Source organism: Colwellia demingiae (assembly GCF_007954275.1).
GTDB classification, from domain to species: domain Bacteria; phylum Pseudomonadota; class Gammaproteobacteria; order Enterobacterales; family Alteromonadaceae; genus Colwellia; species Colwellia demingiae.
In genome coordinates this window covers 481,531-495,714 of record NZ_VOLT01000001.1, presented here as the reverse complement: position 1 = coordinate 495,714, position 14,184 = coordinate 481,531, and the positions used below count along the sequence as shown (strand labels likewise).

At 41.2% G+C, this 14,184-nt stretch carries 13 protein-coding genes; 10 read left to right on the top strand and 3 right to left on the bottom strand.

Going from position 1 to position 14,184, the window contains the following annotated elements:
- Nucleotides 1-55: 55 nt before the first annotated feature.
- The 6 genes from ESZ36_RS02100 to ESZ36_RS02075 all read left to right on the top strand — a co-directional run bounded on the left by ESZ36_RS02100 (nucleotide 56) and on the right by ESZ36_RS02075 (nucleotide 7,341).
- Nucleotides 56-697 carry a LysE family translocator gene (locus ESZ36_RS02100; RefSeq protein ID WP_146782857.1) on the top strand — a complete coding sequence of 214 codons (642 nt, stop codon included), beginning with the start codon at nucleotides 56-58 and terminating at the stop codon, nucleotides 695-697.
- Between the two features lie 315 nt (nucleotides 698-1,012).
- Nucleotides 1,013-2,284 carry a CaiB/BaiF CoA transferase family protein gene (locus ESZ36_RS02095; protein ID WP_146782854.1) on the top strand — a complete coding sequence of 424 codons (1,272 nt, stop codon included), beginning with the start codon at nucleotides 1,013-1,015 and terminating at the stop codon, nucleotides 2,282-2,284.
- Between the two features lie 31 nt (nucleotides 2,285-2,315).
- Entirely contained in the window at nucleotides 2,316-3,194 is an 879-nt protein-coding gene (locus tag ESZ36_RS02090; protein ID WP_146782851.1) for an enoyl-CoA hydratase, read from the top strand.
- 246 nt (nucleotides 3,195-3,440) lie between these two features.
- Nucleotides 3,441-4,601: an iron-containing alcohol dehydrogenase gene (locus ESZ36_RS02085; protein ID WP_146782848.1), complete on the top strand. Its 1,161-nt coding sequence runs from the start codon at nucleotides 3,441-3,443 to the stop codon at nucleotides 4,599-4,601.
- Nucleotides 4,602-4,644: 43 nt separating this feature from the next.
- The gene (locus ESZ36_RS02080) at nucleotides 4,645-6,141 is read left to right on the top strand and encodes a CoA-acylating methylmalonate-semialdehyde dehydrogenase (protein ID WP_146782845.1); all 1,497 of its coding nucleotides are present in this window, start codon (nucleotides 4,645-4,647) and stop codon (nucleotides 6,139-6,141) included.
- 402 nt (nucleotides 6,142-6,543) lie between these two features.
- Nucleotides 6,544-7,341 carry an IclR family transcriptional regulator gene (locus ESZ36_RS02075; RefSeq protein WP_246128951.1) on the top strand — a complete coding sequence of 266 codons (798 nt, stop codon included), beginning with the start codon at nucleotides 6,544-6,546 and terminating at the stop codon, nucleotides 7,339-7,341.
- Nucleotides 7,342-7,430: 89 nt separating this feature from the next.
- Here ESZ36_RS02075 and cueR read toward each other — a convergent pair whose 3' ends face one another.
- Nucleotides 7,431-7,832: a Cu(I)-responsive transcriptional regulator gene (gene cueR / locus ESZ36_RS02070; protein ID WP_146782842.1), complete on the bottom strand. Its 402-nt coding sequence runs from the start codon at nucleotides 7,830-7,832 to the stop codon at nucleotides 7,431-7,433.
- Nucleotide 7,833: 1 nt separating this feature from the next.
- Entirely contained in the window at nucleotides 7,834-10,209 is a 2,376-nt protein-coding gene (locus tag ESZ36_RS02065) for a heavy metal translocating P-type ATPase (RefSeq protein WP_146782839.1), read from the bottom strand.
- A gap of 412 nt (nucleotides 10,210-10,621) precedes the next feature.
- Here ESZ36_RS02065 and ESZ36_RS02060 point away from each other — a divergent pair, with 412 nt between their 5' ends.
- The 4 genes from ESZ36_RS02060 to norR all read left to right on the top strand — a co-directional run bounded on the left by ESZ36_RS02060 (nucleotide 10,622) and on the right by norR (nucleotide 13,552).
- On the top strand, nucleotides 10,622-10,981 hold the full coding sequence (locus ESZ36_RS02060) for a hypothetical protein (protein ID WP_146782836.1): 360 nt from the start codon (nucleotides 10,622-10,624) through the stop codon (nucleotides 10,979-10,981).
- 90 nt (nucleotides 10,982-11,071) lie between these two features.
- Complete coding sequence (locus tag ESZ36_RS02055; protein ID WP_146782834.1) at nucleotides 11,072-11,686, top strand: cytochrome c oxidase subunit 3 family protein; 615 nt, start codon at nucleotides 11,072-11,074, stop codon at nucleotides 11,684-11,686.
- A gap of 8 nt (nucleotides 11,687-11,694) precedes the next feature.
- Nucleotides 11,695-11,952 carry a cytochrome C oxidase subunit IV family protein gene (locus ESZ36_RS02050; protein ID WP_146782831.1) on the top strand — a complete coding sequence of 86 codons (258 nt, stop codon included), beginning with the start codon at nucleotides 11,695-11,697 and terminating at the stop codon, nucleotides 11,950-11,952.
- Nucleotides 11,953-12,013: 61 nt separating this feature from the next.
- Nucleotides 12,014-13,552 (top strand): nitric oxide reductase transcriptional regulator NorR, encoded by a 1,539-nt coding sequence (gene norR, locus ESZ36_RS02045; protein ID WP_146782828.1) that lies wholly within the window; start codon nucleotides 12,014-12,016, stop codon nucleotides 13,550-13,552.
- A gap of 64 nt (nucleotides 13,553-13,616) precedes the next feature.
- On the opposite strand, the gene ESZ36_RS02040 is transcribed toward norR, so the two are convergent.
- On the bottom strand, nucleotides 13,617-13,931 hold the full coding sequence (locus tag ESZ36_RS02040) for a c-type cytochrome (RefSeq protein WP_146782825.1): 315 nt from the start codon (nucleotides 13,929-13,931) through the stop codon (nucleotides 13,617-13,619).
- Nucleotides 13,932-14,184: the final 253 nt, after the last annotated feature.

Below are 14,184 nucleotides of genomic sequence, written 5' to 3'. Positions count from 1 at the left end.
AGTTGCAAAGTAATAAATGAGTTGCTGTGAGCATACTTCAAATTGAGAGAAGAATATGGAATTATTAATAAATACTTATATGGCAGAAATTATCGCGGTGAGCACAATTGCTATTTTTATGGCTATGTTACCTGGGGCTGATTTTGTGATGGTGACGCGTACTAGCATCTACAATGGCCGTTTGGCAGGTTTATATATGAGCTTAGGTATGTGTTTATCCGTTTGTATTCATGCTAGCTATTCAATTGCAGGATTAGCAGTAGTCATTGCAAATTCACCAGAGTTATTTTCGGCAATCAAATATTTAGGTGCAGCTTATCTCATTTATATTGCCTGGCAGTTATTAACAACACGTGAGCTTTTAGATAAAGATCAAAAAAATACAACAGCCCAAATGTCACCCTTCATAGCGTTACGTTTAGGTTTTACTTGCAATATATTAAACCCAAAAACATCTATCTTCTTCTTAAGTATTTTTACTCAAGTGGTGTCGGTAGATACGCCCCTAATAATGCAAATAAGTTATGGCTTGATTATTATGTTGGCACATTTTATCTGGTACAGCGGTATTGCTTTACTGTTATCACACCCAAATATATTGCCTCGTTTCAATCGACAGAAACAAAAAATTGATAAAGTAGCAGGATTTGTATTGATGCTAATTGCTATAAAGCTCACCTTAGTGAGTTCTATTTAAGTTGTTTTAAGTTGTTTTAAGTTTTTATGTTTAAACTTAAAACAACAATACTGAAATTTTATTGAAAATACCGACAGCGGACATTCGATTGATATGCTTTTATATTCTTAACTCCTTAAATTATAAAACTATTTTTATAGAATCAATAATTACAATCTTCTATGTTGTTAATACTCCACATTGATAATACTACTACTAAGGTCTATATCGATACGTATTGACTCATTATATGTGTACCTGTAGTATCTTTAATTCGATACGTTCTGTCTCATTTTGACTGTTCGTAAGTTTTAATCAACCATCGGATTAGCAATTATGAATCAAATAAGTGAAACAGATGAAAAGCCAGGCCCTTTGTCTGGAATTACCGTCTTGGACTTCTCTCGTGTGCTGGCAGGACCCTATTGCACCATGGTTTTGGCGGATCTTGGTGCTCGAGTTATTAAAATTGAACGGTTTGGTACTGGCGATGATACACGTGCATTTGGGCCTTTCGTTGGCGTTGATTCAGCCTATTTCATGTGCTTCAATCGCGGTAAAGAAAGTATTTCTCTGGATATTAAATCACCACGCGACCGCGAACTACTAGAGCGCCTGTTGGACAGTTGTGATGTGGTGGTAGAGAATTTTCGACCTGGAGTGATGGAACGCCTTGGTTACGGGCCTGAACGCCTTGAAAAAACGCATCCCCATATTATTTATACGTCTATTTCAGGTTTTGGTCACAGCGGCCCATTTAGTGAATTACCAGGCTACGATATGGTGGTACAGGCCATGGGTGGGGTGATGAGTTTGACAGGCTGGCCAGATGAAGAGCCCGCTCGCGTTGGCACCAGCTTTGGTGACTTAGGTGCGGCACTCTTTGGTGTTATTGGTATCTTGTCGGCACTCTATAGTCGAACACGTGATGCTCAAGGAACTCGAGTCGATATAGGCATGCTAGATTGCCAGGCAGCGTTGATGGAAACTGCACTAGCAAGATATGACGTGGAAGGGATTGTACCAACACGTACCGGTGACAATCATCCATCACTTGCACCCTTTGAAACCTTTGCGGCAATGGATGGAAAGTTCGTGATCTGTGCCGGCAATGATACGTTATTCTTACTAATGATGGATGCTTTGGGTTCTCCTCAAATGGCCTTAGAAGAACAATTTTTAACTAACGATTTACGTGTGCAAAACCGTAAACAACTGGTTAAAGATGTCGAGGCAATAACACTCAGCGAGCCAATGCAGCATTGGATTGATGCGCTCAATGAAGCTGGAGTACCTTGCTCGCCGATAAACACCATTGATAAATTATTTACCCATCCACAACTTCTCGCTCGCAACATGATCGTTAAAGTAAAAGGGGAAAACGAGAGAGCTATACGAACGGCCGGTAACCCAATAAAGATGAGTTCAGTATCAGAAATTGATCCCGAGGTACCGCTCAAGTCCCCAGCGCTTAACGAGCATCGAGAGGCAATTTTAGCAGAATTGATGGCCAACAACGGTGCGTATGCGCCGACACCCCAACCTCAGGAAAATTCGGATGATAATGAGCTTGAGAATAAGCACGCCGAAGTCATTTCTGAAGCTTAACTTTTAATATTCCACGAGAGAGAATCTAATTATGAAAACCAAAAGCAGCGATAAACTTAAATCCGTCGACACTGAACAGGAAAGTAGAAAAACCAAAGAAAATGCCGAATCTGTAACTGCTGCTCAACCGACGGTTGCAGCGATGGAAACCATATTAGTCGAACGCCGTGAACGGGTAGGTATGATCACCCTTCATAGACCTAAAAGCCTAAATGCCTTAAGTAGAGAGCTTGCCAGAGAAGTTGTTGACACCTTAAAGGTCTTCGACGCCGACGATAATATTGGGGCGATTGTTATTACTGGCAGTGCTAGAGCATTTGCCGCCGGTGCAGATATTGAGGAAATGGCAAATCTGACTTATGCCGAATTTTATTGTGACGATATCTTTGCACCCTGGGATGAATTGCGTTCAATCAGCAAACCGATCATTGCCGCTGTTAGTGGCTATGCGCTAGGCGGTGGCTGTGAGTTAGCGTTGATGTGTGATTTTATTATTGCCTCTGAAGATGCTCAATTTGGACAACCGGAAATTAAGCTTGGTATTTTGCCTGGCATCGGTGGTTCACAACGCTTGGCCAATGCAGTCGGTAAGTCACTGGCGATGGATCTTGTTTTAACCGGTAGAACCATTGATGTTCATGAAGCAAAAGCTGCTGGGCTAGTAGCGCGTGTCGTGCCGGGTAAAGAGCTGTTACAAACCGCACTAGAAGCAGCACATACTATTGCAGGGTATAACAATCCTGCCGTACGTATGGCTAAAGAGGCGGTAAATGTAGCTTTTGAGACCAGTCTTACTGAGGGTATGCGTCATGAGCGTCGCTTATTTCAGGCTGCTTTCGCTACAGAGGGTCAGAAAGAAGGTATGCATGCGTTTATCGCCAAGCGAGCACCTGTTTTTCGCCATCGCTAGAAATAATAAATAAACGGGGGTGTTTATACCCATCACCACTCAATATGTAGTTTTTATTACGTTTCAAAAATACAGCTACGGCGTTACTCATTCTTGCAATAGAACGACGATTACTTCAAATGAGTGCCTTGTAGTTGTAATTTTTAATTCACACTAAATTACAGCATCTTGAATGATAACGGGTATAGGCTTTTGATATTGAACAAGCCACTTACTCACATAACCAAAAAATAGAAAGGAGTTGATATGTCTACTCAAGTTATTCTGCCACGTATTATGCAGATAGGTGAAGATGCTGCCCTGCAAATACCGAATATATTAGTTAGTCTTGGCTGCAACCGTCCCTTGATCATTACCGACAAGATGATGGTGGCACTGGGATATGCCGGTCGTATTCAAATTAGTTTAGGTGCACATAACATTTCTGCCCATATCTTTGATGATACTGTGCCAGAGCCCACGGTAAAGTCTATTCAAGCGGGTGTTGAAAAGGCACAAGAGGGTAATTACGACTGTATTATTGCCCTAGGGGGCGGAAGCCCGATTGATAGTGCGAAGGCAATCGCAATTTTGGCCAAACATGGCGGCGTGATGCAAGATTATCGTTTTCCACGCATGGTCATAGAACAAGGCTTGCCTGTTATTGCTGTACCTACTACTGCTGGGACTGGTTCTGAAGTAACGAGGTTTACCATCATCACTGATGAAACCACCGACGAGAAAATGCTTTGTGTCGGCATTGGTTTTATGCCCGTTGCGGCATTGGTCGATTATAAGTTAACCATAAGTTTGCCGCCAAGAATAACCGCCGATACTGGAATTGATGCATTAACCCATGCTATTGAAGCTTATGTGAGTAAAAAAGCTAATCCATACAGTGATAGTCAGGCGATTGCTGCGATTAAACTGATTGGACCAAACTTGCGAAAAGCCTATCACAACGGTGAAGACCAAAATGCACGTGAAGCCATGATGCTTGGCTCTACCTTAGCTGGCGTTGCGTTTTCTAATGCATCAGTGGCCTTAGTGCATGGTATGAGTCGGCCTATAGGTGCTTTTTTTCATGTGCCCCATGGCCTTTCAAATGCAATGTTATTACCAAGCGTTACCGCTTATTCGATCCCCGCCGCACCAACACGTTATGCCGATTGTGCACGAGCGATGGGTATCGCAACTGAGCAAGACAACAATGAGGTGGCTAACCAAAAACTATTAATTGAACTTCATGCATTAAACGATGAATTAGCGGTGCCAACACCACAGCAGTTTGGAATTAAGCGCGATGAATTTTTCGAGGTTTGTCAAACGATGGCTGAGCAAGCCTTGGCTTCAGGCTCTCCAGCTAATAACCCGATCGAACCGTCTATCAGCGATATGGTCGCTATCTATCAAGGGCTGTGGGATTAACCTCTGCTACTTATACTATTTTTTATAACATTAGGAATTATTTATGAATACTATTGGACACTTAATTAACGGTGAAATTTGTACCGACGCCGCTCGCACTCAAGATGTGTTTAACCCAGCAACGGGTCAGCCGACTAAACAAGTGGCACTAGCCTCTGTTGAAACGGTAGAGCAAGCAATTACTTGTGCTCAGGCCGCATTTCCGGCATGGCGCAATACACCGCCTATCAAACGTGCGCGAGTGATGTTTCGTTTTAAAGAATTACTTGAAGCTAATGCTGATAAAATCTGCCAGTTGATAGGGGAAGAGCATGGAAAAATATCACATGATGCGGCGGGTGAATTACAACGCGGCATCGAGAATGTTGAATATGCTTGTGGCGTGCCGGAGTTATTAAAAGGCGAGCACAGTAAAAATGTTGGGCCAAATATTGATTCATGGAGCGAGTTTCAACCATTAGGCGTTGTTGCTGGTATCACACCATTTAATTTTCCAGCGATGGTGCCACTGTGGATGTTCCCCATGGCGATTGCTTGCGGTAACTGCTTTATATTAAAACCATCAGAGCGCGATCCAAGCTCAACGTTACTTATTGCTCAGTTATTAAAAGAAGCGGGACTCCCCGACGGCGTAATGAATGTTGTTAATGGCGATAAGGTTGCTGTTGATGTGTTGTTATCTGATGAGCGTATTAAAGCAGTTAGCTTTGTTGGTTCAACGCCTATTGCTGAATACATTTATGCGACAGCCAACGCGAATGGTAAACGTTGTCAGGCATTAGGTGGCGCAAAAAATCATGCCATCGTGATGCCAGATGCAGATATGGACAATGCCGTTAACCAATTACTTGGTGCTGCATTTGGTTCTTCAGGTGAACGTTGCATGGCATTATCTGTTGCTGTTGCTGTGGGCGATGTTGCCGGTGATGCATTAGTTGAAAAAATGACCAAGGCAATGGCGGGTCTAAAAGTTGGTGCATTTAGCGATAGCAGCAACGATTTTGGTCCTGTTATTACCGCTCAGCATCGTGACAAAGTGGTTGGTTATATTAATCATGCTCAAGAGCAGGGCGCAACGATTGTAGTTGATGGTCGAAACATAGAGGTTGAAGGTTACTCTGATGGTTTCTTTGTTGGTGGTACGTTAATCGATAACGTTACTACTGATATGGTGAGTTACAAAGAAGAGATTTTTGGTCCGGTATTACAGGTTATTCGTGTGCAAACAATGCAAGAAGCCATGGATATAATTGACGCTCATGAATATGGCAATGGTACTTGTATCTTTACCCGTGATGGTGAAGCAGCACGTTATTTTTCTGACAATATTCAAGTAGGTATGGTTGGTATTAACGTGCCACTACCTGTGCCTGTGGCTTATCATAGTTTTGGTGGTTGGAAGCGTTCATTGTTTGGTGATTTACATGCTTACGGTCCCGATGCAGTACGCTTTTATAGCAAGCGTAAAACTGTCACCCAACGCTGGCCTTCAGCAGGTGTTCGTGAGGGGGTAGAATTTTCAATGCCAACGTTGAGCTAACCCGAGCACAATTAAATAGCTCTCACGGGTAAGTGTGAGAGTATACCAATTGAAATAATGAATCGACCAACTTAGAGTTACGTAGCGAACTTAGAACAAACAAAATGAGTTAAACATAGTTATTCTATATTTCTTTCATTTTGTGAGGTTATCAGGTTGCTACGAAACTCCCTAAGGGCGAGTTTAAAAGGCTTACATGCGGCGTTATTGATTTTGACAAGGGAATAACCATTCTCTTCAATCAATGCCTTGCCTCTAAGCCTTTTAATTCTCGCTAAGTGGTGCATTCATTAATTCAATTGGTATTAACTAGCCTTTCTAACGATGGGCTAGTTTTTTGTCTTTAAGATCGGTGTCTTTGAGTCCGTTGTTACTTGCCTATATGCGTTAGGCTTGCTTATAATGAGCACGAAATTTATGACAGGATATAAAATGGCAGCTCAGCGAAGAGAAAAAGGATCATCTATAACTCGGGTACTCGAAATAATCGAGGCTATTTCTCGTGCCGAGCGACCTATGTCACCTGCTGAATTGGCCTTTTTACTCGATATTCCTAAACCCAGCATTCATCGTTTACTTCAGCAACTTGAGGCTGATGATTATGTGCAAATAAATATGCGTGGCTTACTGGTTCCTGGTGACCGGATGCATAATATTGCTTTAGGGGTACTCCATAGCAGTCGATTTAAAGCTTTACGTCAGGCCATTTTAAAAAATTTGGCGGAAACCATTGGTGAAACCTGCGGCATTGCGATTCCCGATTGCACCGAGATGATCTATTACGATCGTGTTGAAACCAATTGGCCATTGCGGATTCATTTACCTGTCGGCAGCCATACGCCTATATGGTGTACTTCCAGCGGTAAACTTTATTTAAGTTCTCTGCCCAAAGAGCGCCGTCAACGTATTGTAGGTAAACTACCACTGGACAAATTGGCACGTAATACGTTGACTGAGCCAGAATTATTAGAAAGTGAGCTGTTAAAAATTCAAGCAAATGAGCTAGGCACAGATAACGAAGAGTTTGTCGATGGTATGGTTGCCTGCTCGGTACCCATTAAAGATCAGGATGGCAGGTTGTTTGCTTGTCTTTTCACCCATGCTCCTGTGATCCGCAAAAGCTTAGATGAATTACTCGATTTTGAACCAGTATTGCGCCAGGCAGCCATCGAGTTAGGTGAACTGCTCAAAGAACAATAATCGACCAGCGATTCACAACATCGCACTACTGACTAAGAAACCCTTACAATTAATTATTCAATGATTATTGGTTAACTCTTCTGGCTTGCTCACGTTTGAGCTAAGCCTTCTAAAATAGGACAGTCAGGGTTATCGTTACCATCACATTTATCCGCTAGCGTCTGTAACACTTCTCTCATTTGTTCTAGCTCCAATATTTTTTCATTTATCTCTTGTAAATGACTCAGTGCTAGTTGTTTCACGTTACGACTTTCTCTATCAGTATCGAGCCAGAACTTGAGCAGTGATTGAATTTCAGTCATGGAGAACCCTAAGTTTCTTGCACGACGGATAAATCCTAGTTGTTGTAATTGCGCTTGATTATATAGTCGATAGCCTGCATCAGTGCGACTCGCTTTTTTCAACACGCCGACTTCTTCATAGTATCGGATCATTTTAGCCGACACCCCTGATGAACTAGAGGCTTTGCCTATGGTGACAAGTTTATCCATGTTATTTTTCCTTCAATGTCCAACGTTGTAATAACAATGCGTTACTTACGACAAATAAGCTACTAAAGGCCATTGCAGCACCGGCAATAATTGGGTCAAGATAACCAAAGGCTGCTAGTGGAATTCCCACCGTATTAAAGATAAATGCCCAAAAAAGATTTTGCTGTATTTTACGATAAGTCAGCCTTGCAATGACCAGTGCCGTGGGAACTAGGCTTGGCTTACTGCGCATTAAAGTGAAAGAAGCTGCGCTAACCGCAACATCAGTACCAGATGCCATTGCCATCCCCAAATCCGCTTGTGCTAGTGCTGGAGCATCATTAATACCATCACCAACCATAGCAACCTGATAGCCTTGCTCTTGATATTGGAGAATATATTTAGCTTTATCTGCTGGAAGCACTTCAGCCTTAAAATCGTCCAAATGTAATTCTGTAGCCACCGATGTTGCACTCGCTTGATTGTCACCGGTAAGCATAGCGACCTTTATACCTTGTTGTTGTAATAACTTCACAGCAAGCAGCGCATCAGGTTTCAATTGATCACTAAAACAAAACAGGCCAAGTAATGTGATCTGATCGTGTTGCTGACTAGCCAACCAGGAAACAGAAGCACCCGGTATTTTTATTTTTTCGGTTGGCAGCTTTACACCTAACGCTTGCATCCAATGACTACTGCCCATCAATAGTAAACTGTCATCAATGTTGCCTTTGACACCATAACCTGAGACAACCTGAAATTCTTCGACAGGTAAAGGTTGTGTAGCTTTGGCTAATGCCTTTTCCACAACTGCTTTGCCTAATGGGTGCTCACTATTTATTTGTAAGGAATAGGCCAACTGCAACACAGCTTCTTCACTGCCACTGATGACAGTCATCTCATCTACAACTGGCTTGCCTTGGGTCAAAGTGCCTGTTTTATCAAAGACTACTAAATCGATTTCTTTTGCCTGCTCTAATGCCACGGCATCTTTAACCAATACGCCCAATCTAGCCGCGGTTCCTGTGCCGGCCATTATCGCTGCCGGGGTTGCCAAACCAAGTGCGCATGGACAGGCAATCACTAAAACGGCTACCGCATTGAGAATGCCATTGGTCCAGTCATCAAAGACTAAACCCGTCACCAATAAGGTGGTAAGCGCGACCAATAATACGACAGGGATGAAGATACTACTGACTTTATCCACTATTGCCTGTACGGGGGCTTTTGCTCCTTGGGCTTGCTCGACGAGTTCAATTATTTTAGATAAGGTCGATTCGGTACCAACATTAGTGGCACGAATCTCCAGAATACCGTCCAAGTTAAGTGAGCCACCCGTGACAATATCACCTTCTTTTTTACTTAACGGAATTGATTCTCCACTAATTAACGCTTCATCCAGATGACTACTCCCCTGTAAAATCTCACCGTCAATTGGCACTCTTTCACCCGGAATTACCTTCACTTTTTCACCTGACTGCACTGATGAAGCTGCAACTTTTTGCCATTTACTTAAGCGCTGCACTGTCGCCTCTACAGGTTTCAAATTTTCCAACGCTCTAAGTGCATCAGTTGTTCTACGTTTGGCTTTGTGTTCTAAATATTTACCCAGCAGAACTAAGGTTATTACTGCGCTACTACTTTCAAAATACAAGTGCGGCATGCCATGAGAGTTGTCAAAACTCCACCACAAATACAAAGATAGTCCGTAGGCTGCACTGGTACCGATGGAGACAAGGAGATCCATGTTGCCAATGCCAGCTTTTAATGCCCCCCAGCCTGCACGATAAAAACGAAAGCCAAAATAGAACTGAACTGGCGTAGCTAGCAACCATTGCCAAACGGGCGGTAACATCCACTGTTGAGTAAATAACATACCTAACATGGGTAAAACCAATGGCAAGGTAAGCAGAGCTGATCCCAATACCGGCCACCAGGCTTTATTATAAAAAGGTTGATGTTGACTGGATTGGTTTATCACACGGTCACTTTTCAACGCATTAAAGAGGTAACCTGCTTGTATAACGGCTTGCTCTAGTTGTGCATCGGTTACAAAGAATAGAGTCTTTATCTGTACGTGCTCGGTGGCTAAATTTACTGACGCACTGACCACACCAGTTATTTTTAGTAATGCCTGTTCGACCCGCGTCACACAAGATGTACAGCTCATTTGGCCAATGCCAAATTGCCTTACCTTTACCGGCACTTGATAACCCGCTTCGATGACAGCCTCAATTAATTCACTATGACTGGCACTACCTTGAATAGTTGCTATTTCCGTTGCTAGATTGACCGTGACATCTGTCACTCCAATAACCTTATGTAACGCCTTTTCAACACGACCTACACATGATGCACAGGTCAACCCGTCAATTTTGAATTGTGTAGTCGTATTCATAAACTTCTCATCTTAATTGATTTGTAGAACTAACCTGAGGTTAAAGCTTACCACGATAGGAAGGTCAATCTTTTTAGTATAAAAAGATGCTTTACCTAAAGTTGATAGCATGACGTGCAATCACAGTACTCGAAGAGGGGGGGAATCATTATTGTGAAGGCTTTGTCAGATCAGCGACTCGTAGATTTTCGAGCCACTCTCTATTTACGTCAGGTTGTGCAATTAACAACTCGATATTTTTGATGTGTATTTGATGCCTACATCACGATTTATTGATGTTGTTTTGACATCGCCTTAGTTGGTGAGTACAAAATGTTTTTTTATCCTATTGATATATAGGTGTTTATTTTGTTGGCTTTGTTTTTGCTATATAGGAAATATTAAACAAAAACTTAAGTTATAGGATACTTATATGAAAACAATAAAATCAATGCTTCTTATCGCAATGTTGCTAGTAAGTAGTTACTCAAATGCTGATGAAGTTGTGCAAAGCATACCTGATAATAGTGTCGGTCAAGTTATTGGGGGTTGGAGTTCCGTTTTAATTGGTGGGGTTTTAGGCGGACCCGTAGGTGCTATCGCAGGTGGGTTAGTTGGTGCTTGGGCAGGTGGTGGCGTGCAAGAATTGTCAGGTACAAGCGGTAACTCTTACGTAGTGAAGCAAGAAAATGATGAAGAAGTGTTAATTCGCTCGCCAAATTATACTTTTCAAGTGGGCGATAAAGTAAAAATAGTAGGACTTAGAGCTATACCGATTGAAACTAACGAATAGTAAAGTTTCGTTTTTTGGAGAGTATTAAATTTTCAGTGAAAGTATCAAGCTCAACTCAAGCTCAACTCAAGTTAAAGCAAAGGAAATTAAATGACTAATATTCTACTTTTTGATGAAATTAACAATGTACCTGCAACTAATAAGGTTTCCGAGAAAAAATTACCTGGTGATCTAGCAATGTGGATTTTCATTGTTATGGAGCTTACTGTTTTTGCGATTTTTTTTATTGCTTTTGCAGTTACGCAGCGGATACAGACTGAAATGTTTATCGAGGGCAGAGCCACACTTAGTGCTTCCACCGGACTATTTTGCACATTGGCTTTAATTATTAGCAGTTATTTTGTTGCGTTAGCCGTTGAGGCAGTGAGAAAAGGTAATAATGTTGCGGCAAGTCGAAGACTGATGCTCGCTATGTTTAGTGCTACCGTATATTTGGCATTAAAGCTGAACGAATATACAACTTTGCTTGAGCTTGGTTACGATATATCAACTAACACCTTCTATACCCTTTACTTTTTCATTACTGGTTTTCATTTTATGCATGTCTTATTGGGTATGATTATTTTGGCTTATATGGGACTAAAAGCACGAAAAGAGTCTTACATTCCAACGGATTGTAATGGTTTTGAAGCAGGGGCTTCCTATTGGCATATGGTCGATCTCGTTTGGATTATTGTTTTCTTTCTTATTTACATCATTCACTAGGAGAAATTATGAGTCGTTTACTTAATAATGTGCACTTTTCAGTAATTATTCTGATATTACTAACACTGGTAAGTACTTTATTGGCGCAATCAAATATTCAGACAAATGTAGTTGCGATATTAGTTACCCTGTCAGTGGTGATAAAAGGTCAGCAGATCGTCGATATTTTTATGGAGTTAAATAGAGCACAAGCTAAATGGCGCTGGCTTTTGTTAAGTTACACCATTTTAATTCCTTTAGTATTGGCTATCATTATATATAGTTAAACACGCTATAATCACTGAATTACTAATAATTTATTCTTTTTCCCACGTTGGAATATTGCTTGTGCTTGAAAAAACATTATTAAAAATAGCTTTAGATCTGAGTCTAAGTTTACCTAAAAAAGCCCATTATCAGCGTTTAATGCTGGCAGTTAATGAAGTGATGCCTTGTGATGCGGTAGCCTTACTTGTATTACAAGATGATTATTTGGTTCCTGTCGCGGTTGACGGTTTGTCACCAGAAGTACTTGGAATGCGCTTTTCTCCTGAAGAACACCCAAGATTAAAAGCTATATTATCTTCGCGTAAACCCATTCGTTTTGATGCAGACTCAAGTTACCCAGACCCTTATGATGGCCTGCTATCGATAGACCCCAGACGTGTGCTTGATGTACACGACTGTATGGGGTGCTGTTTATATGTTGAGGAGAATCTTGTTGGCGTTCTCACTCTGGATGCGTTGCAAGTGGGTGCATTTAGTAATATCGATGATATTACCGTTGCGACGTTAGCTGCGCTTGCAGCTGCAACGATACGTAATGCTAACTGTATCGCTGTGTTAGAAAAAAGAAATGAGAAAGCATTGTGCTTAACTAATGAATTAGTGAAAGACGCTCATAAAGCCAAAGGTGACGATTTTGTTGGTGAAAGCCCGAAAATGCTTGAGTTGAAAAATGAGATCAAAGTGGTCGCGAATTCAGAGCTTTCGGTATTAATTACTGGAGAAACTGGCGTGGGTAAAGAGGTAGTCGCGCGCACTGTTCATGCTCAATCACGTCGAAGTGAAGAAGCTATCGTGCAAATAAATTGTGCGGCTTTGTCAGAAAATATTGCCGAGAGTGAATTGTTCGGTCATGTAAAAGGGTCGTTTACCGGTGCCAATAAGGATCGCATGGGAAAATTTGAGCTCGCAAATCACGGCACGTTATTCTTAGACGAAATAGGTGAGTTGTCTTTAAATCTTCAGGCAAAATTATTAAGAGCGATTCAAGAAGGAGAAATTCAGCGGGTTGGGGCGGACAAAAATTTCTATGTTGATGTCCGAATTATTGCTGCCACTAATCGAGATTTATCCAAAGAAGTTGCGCAAGGACGATTCAGAGAAGACCTTTATCACAGATTAAGTGTATTTCCGCTTAATGTACCGCCTTTGCGTGAACGAATTGATGATATTCCACAGTTGAGTGGCTTTATCTTAAATAATATTAAAGGAAAAATTGGCACCAACAATGTCAGAGTGAGTAAAACGGCTATGCATCAACTAATGCAATACGATTGGCCTGGCAATGTAAGAGAGTTACAACATGTGCTTATGCGTGCAGCATTAAGGGCTGCCGCAAGCGCAGAAGGAAAAGTAGCTGTTATAGAACTTAAGCATTTAGGTTTGGACTTTGTTGCTGATAGTACGGATGAAATTGGCAGTATTGCTCCGCTAATTTCTACTGAAAATAAATCATTTAACGAAATAGTAACCGACTTTCAACGTCAATTGATCACTCAAGCAATGGAAGACAATGACCATGTGTGGGCAAAAGCTGCCCGTCAACTACAACTCGATAGAGGAAACTTATATCGTCAAGCAAAGCGCCTTGGATTAACCTGATTTATTGCTAATATAAAATAGAAGCCAATAATGATTATTGGCTTTATTTTTTATTCGAGATTACTTACTTTATACTGGCAAAATAAGCTGCAAGGTTATCAATATCAACCTCTGATAATGCTCCTGCCATCCCTTGCATCACAACGGCTTGACCACCATTTCTTTTCTTAGATTTATAAGCTTTTAAAGCACTTACCAAGTATTGCTGGTTCTGTCCTGCAAGGTTTGGGTAAGTGGGGATCATAGCTTTACCATTTGAACCATGACAGCCTGCACACATACCAGCTTTGGCTTTACCGGCCGTAATATCTCCAGCGAAGCTGTTAAAAGACAATGTTACTAGTGCAAGAGTGAGTGAACTCAAAAGTAATTTTTTCATAATTTTCCTTAGATTAATGTTATAGCAATTCAATTCAGTTTAAGTAATAGCAACCAATGTGCCATTTTATATCTAATTGTTTTTATGAGTTTTTTTTATTTGTTGGATTTATTTTGATGTAATAATGACATCTTTCATGTGTCTTTTTGTATGTATCTTAATACTGCTTTATTTTTCTTATTCAACAGTACGATTCGTTATTAACTGTTCATACTTATTAACCAATGTGACTTTGAAAGTTATTCTTTGTAAG

Bases quoted from the DNA above. Each gene is read 5' to 3' on its own strand.
- ESZ36_RS02100 (WP_146782857.1), top strand. From the start codon at position 56: ATGGAATTATTAATAAATACTTATATGGCAGAAATTATCGCGGTGAGC.
- ESZ36_RS02095 (WP_146782854.1), top strand. From the start codon at position 1,013: ATGAATCAAATAAGTGAAACAGATGAAAAGCCAGGCCCTTTGTCTGGA.
- ESZ36_RS02090 (WP_146782851.1), top strand. From the start codon at position 2,316: ATGAAAACCAAAAGCAGCGATAAACTTAAATCCGTCGACACTGAACAG.
- ESZ36_RS02085 (WP_146782848.1), top strand. From the start codon at position 3,441: ATGTCTACTCAAGTTATTCTGCCACGTATTATGCAGATAGGTGAAGAT.
- ESZ36_RS02080 (WP_146782845.1), top strand. From the start codon at position 4,645: ATGAATACTATTGGACACTTAATTAACGGTGAAATTTGTACCGACGCC.
- ESZ36_RS02075 (WP_246128951.1), top strand. From the start codon at position 6,544: ATGAGCACGAAATTTATGACAGGATATAAAATGGCAGCTCAGCGAAGA.
- cueR (WP_146782842.1), bottom strand. From the start codon at position 7,832: ATGGATAAACTTGTCACCATAGGCAAAGCCTCTAGTTCATCAGGGGTG.
- ESZ36_RS02065 (WP_146782839.1), bottom strand. From the start codon at position 10,209: ATGAATACGACTACACAATTCAAAATTGACGGGTTGACCTGTGCATCA.
- ESZ36_RS02060 (WP_146782836.1), top strand. From the start codon at position 10,622: ATGAAAACAATAAAATCAATGCTTCTTATCGCAATGTTGCTAGTAAGT.
- ESZ36_RS02055 (WP_146782834.1), top strand. From the start codon at position 11,072: ATGACTAATATTCTACTTTTTGATGAAATTAACAATGTACCTGCAACT.
- ESZ36_RS02050 (WP_146782831.1), top strand. From the start codon at position 11,695: ATGAGTCGTTTACTTAATAATGTGCACTTTTCAGTAATTATTCTGATA.
- ESZ36_RS02040 (WP_146782825.1), bottom strand. From the start codon at position 13,931: ATGAAAAAATTACTTTTGAGTTCACTCACTCTTGCACTAGTAACATTG.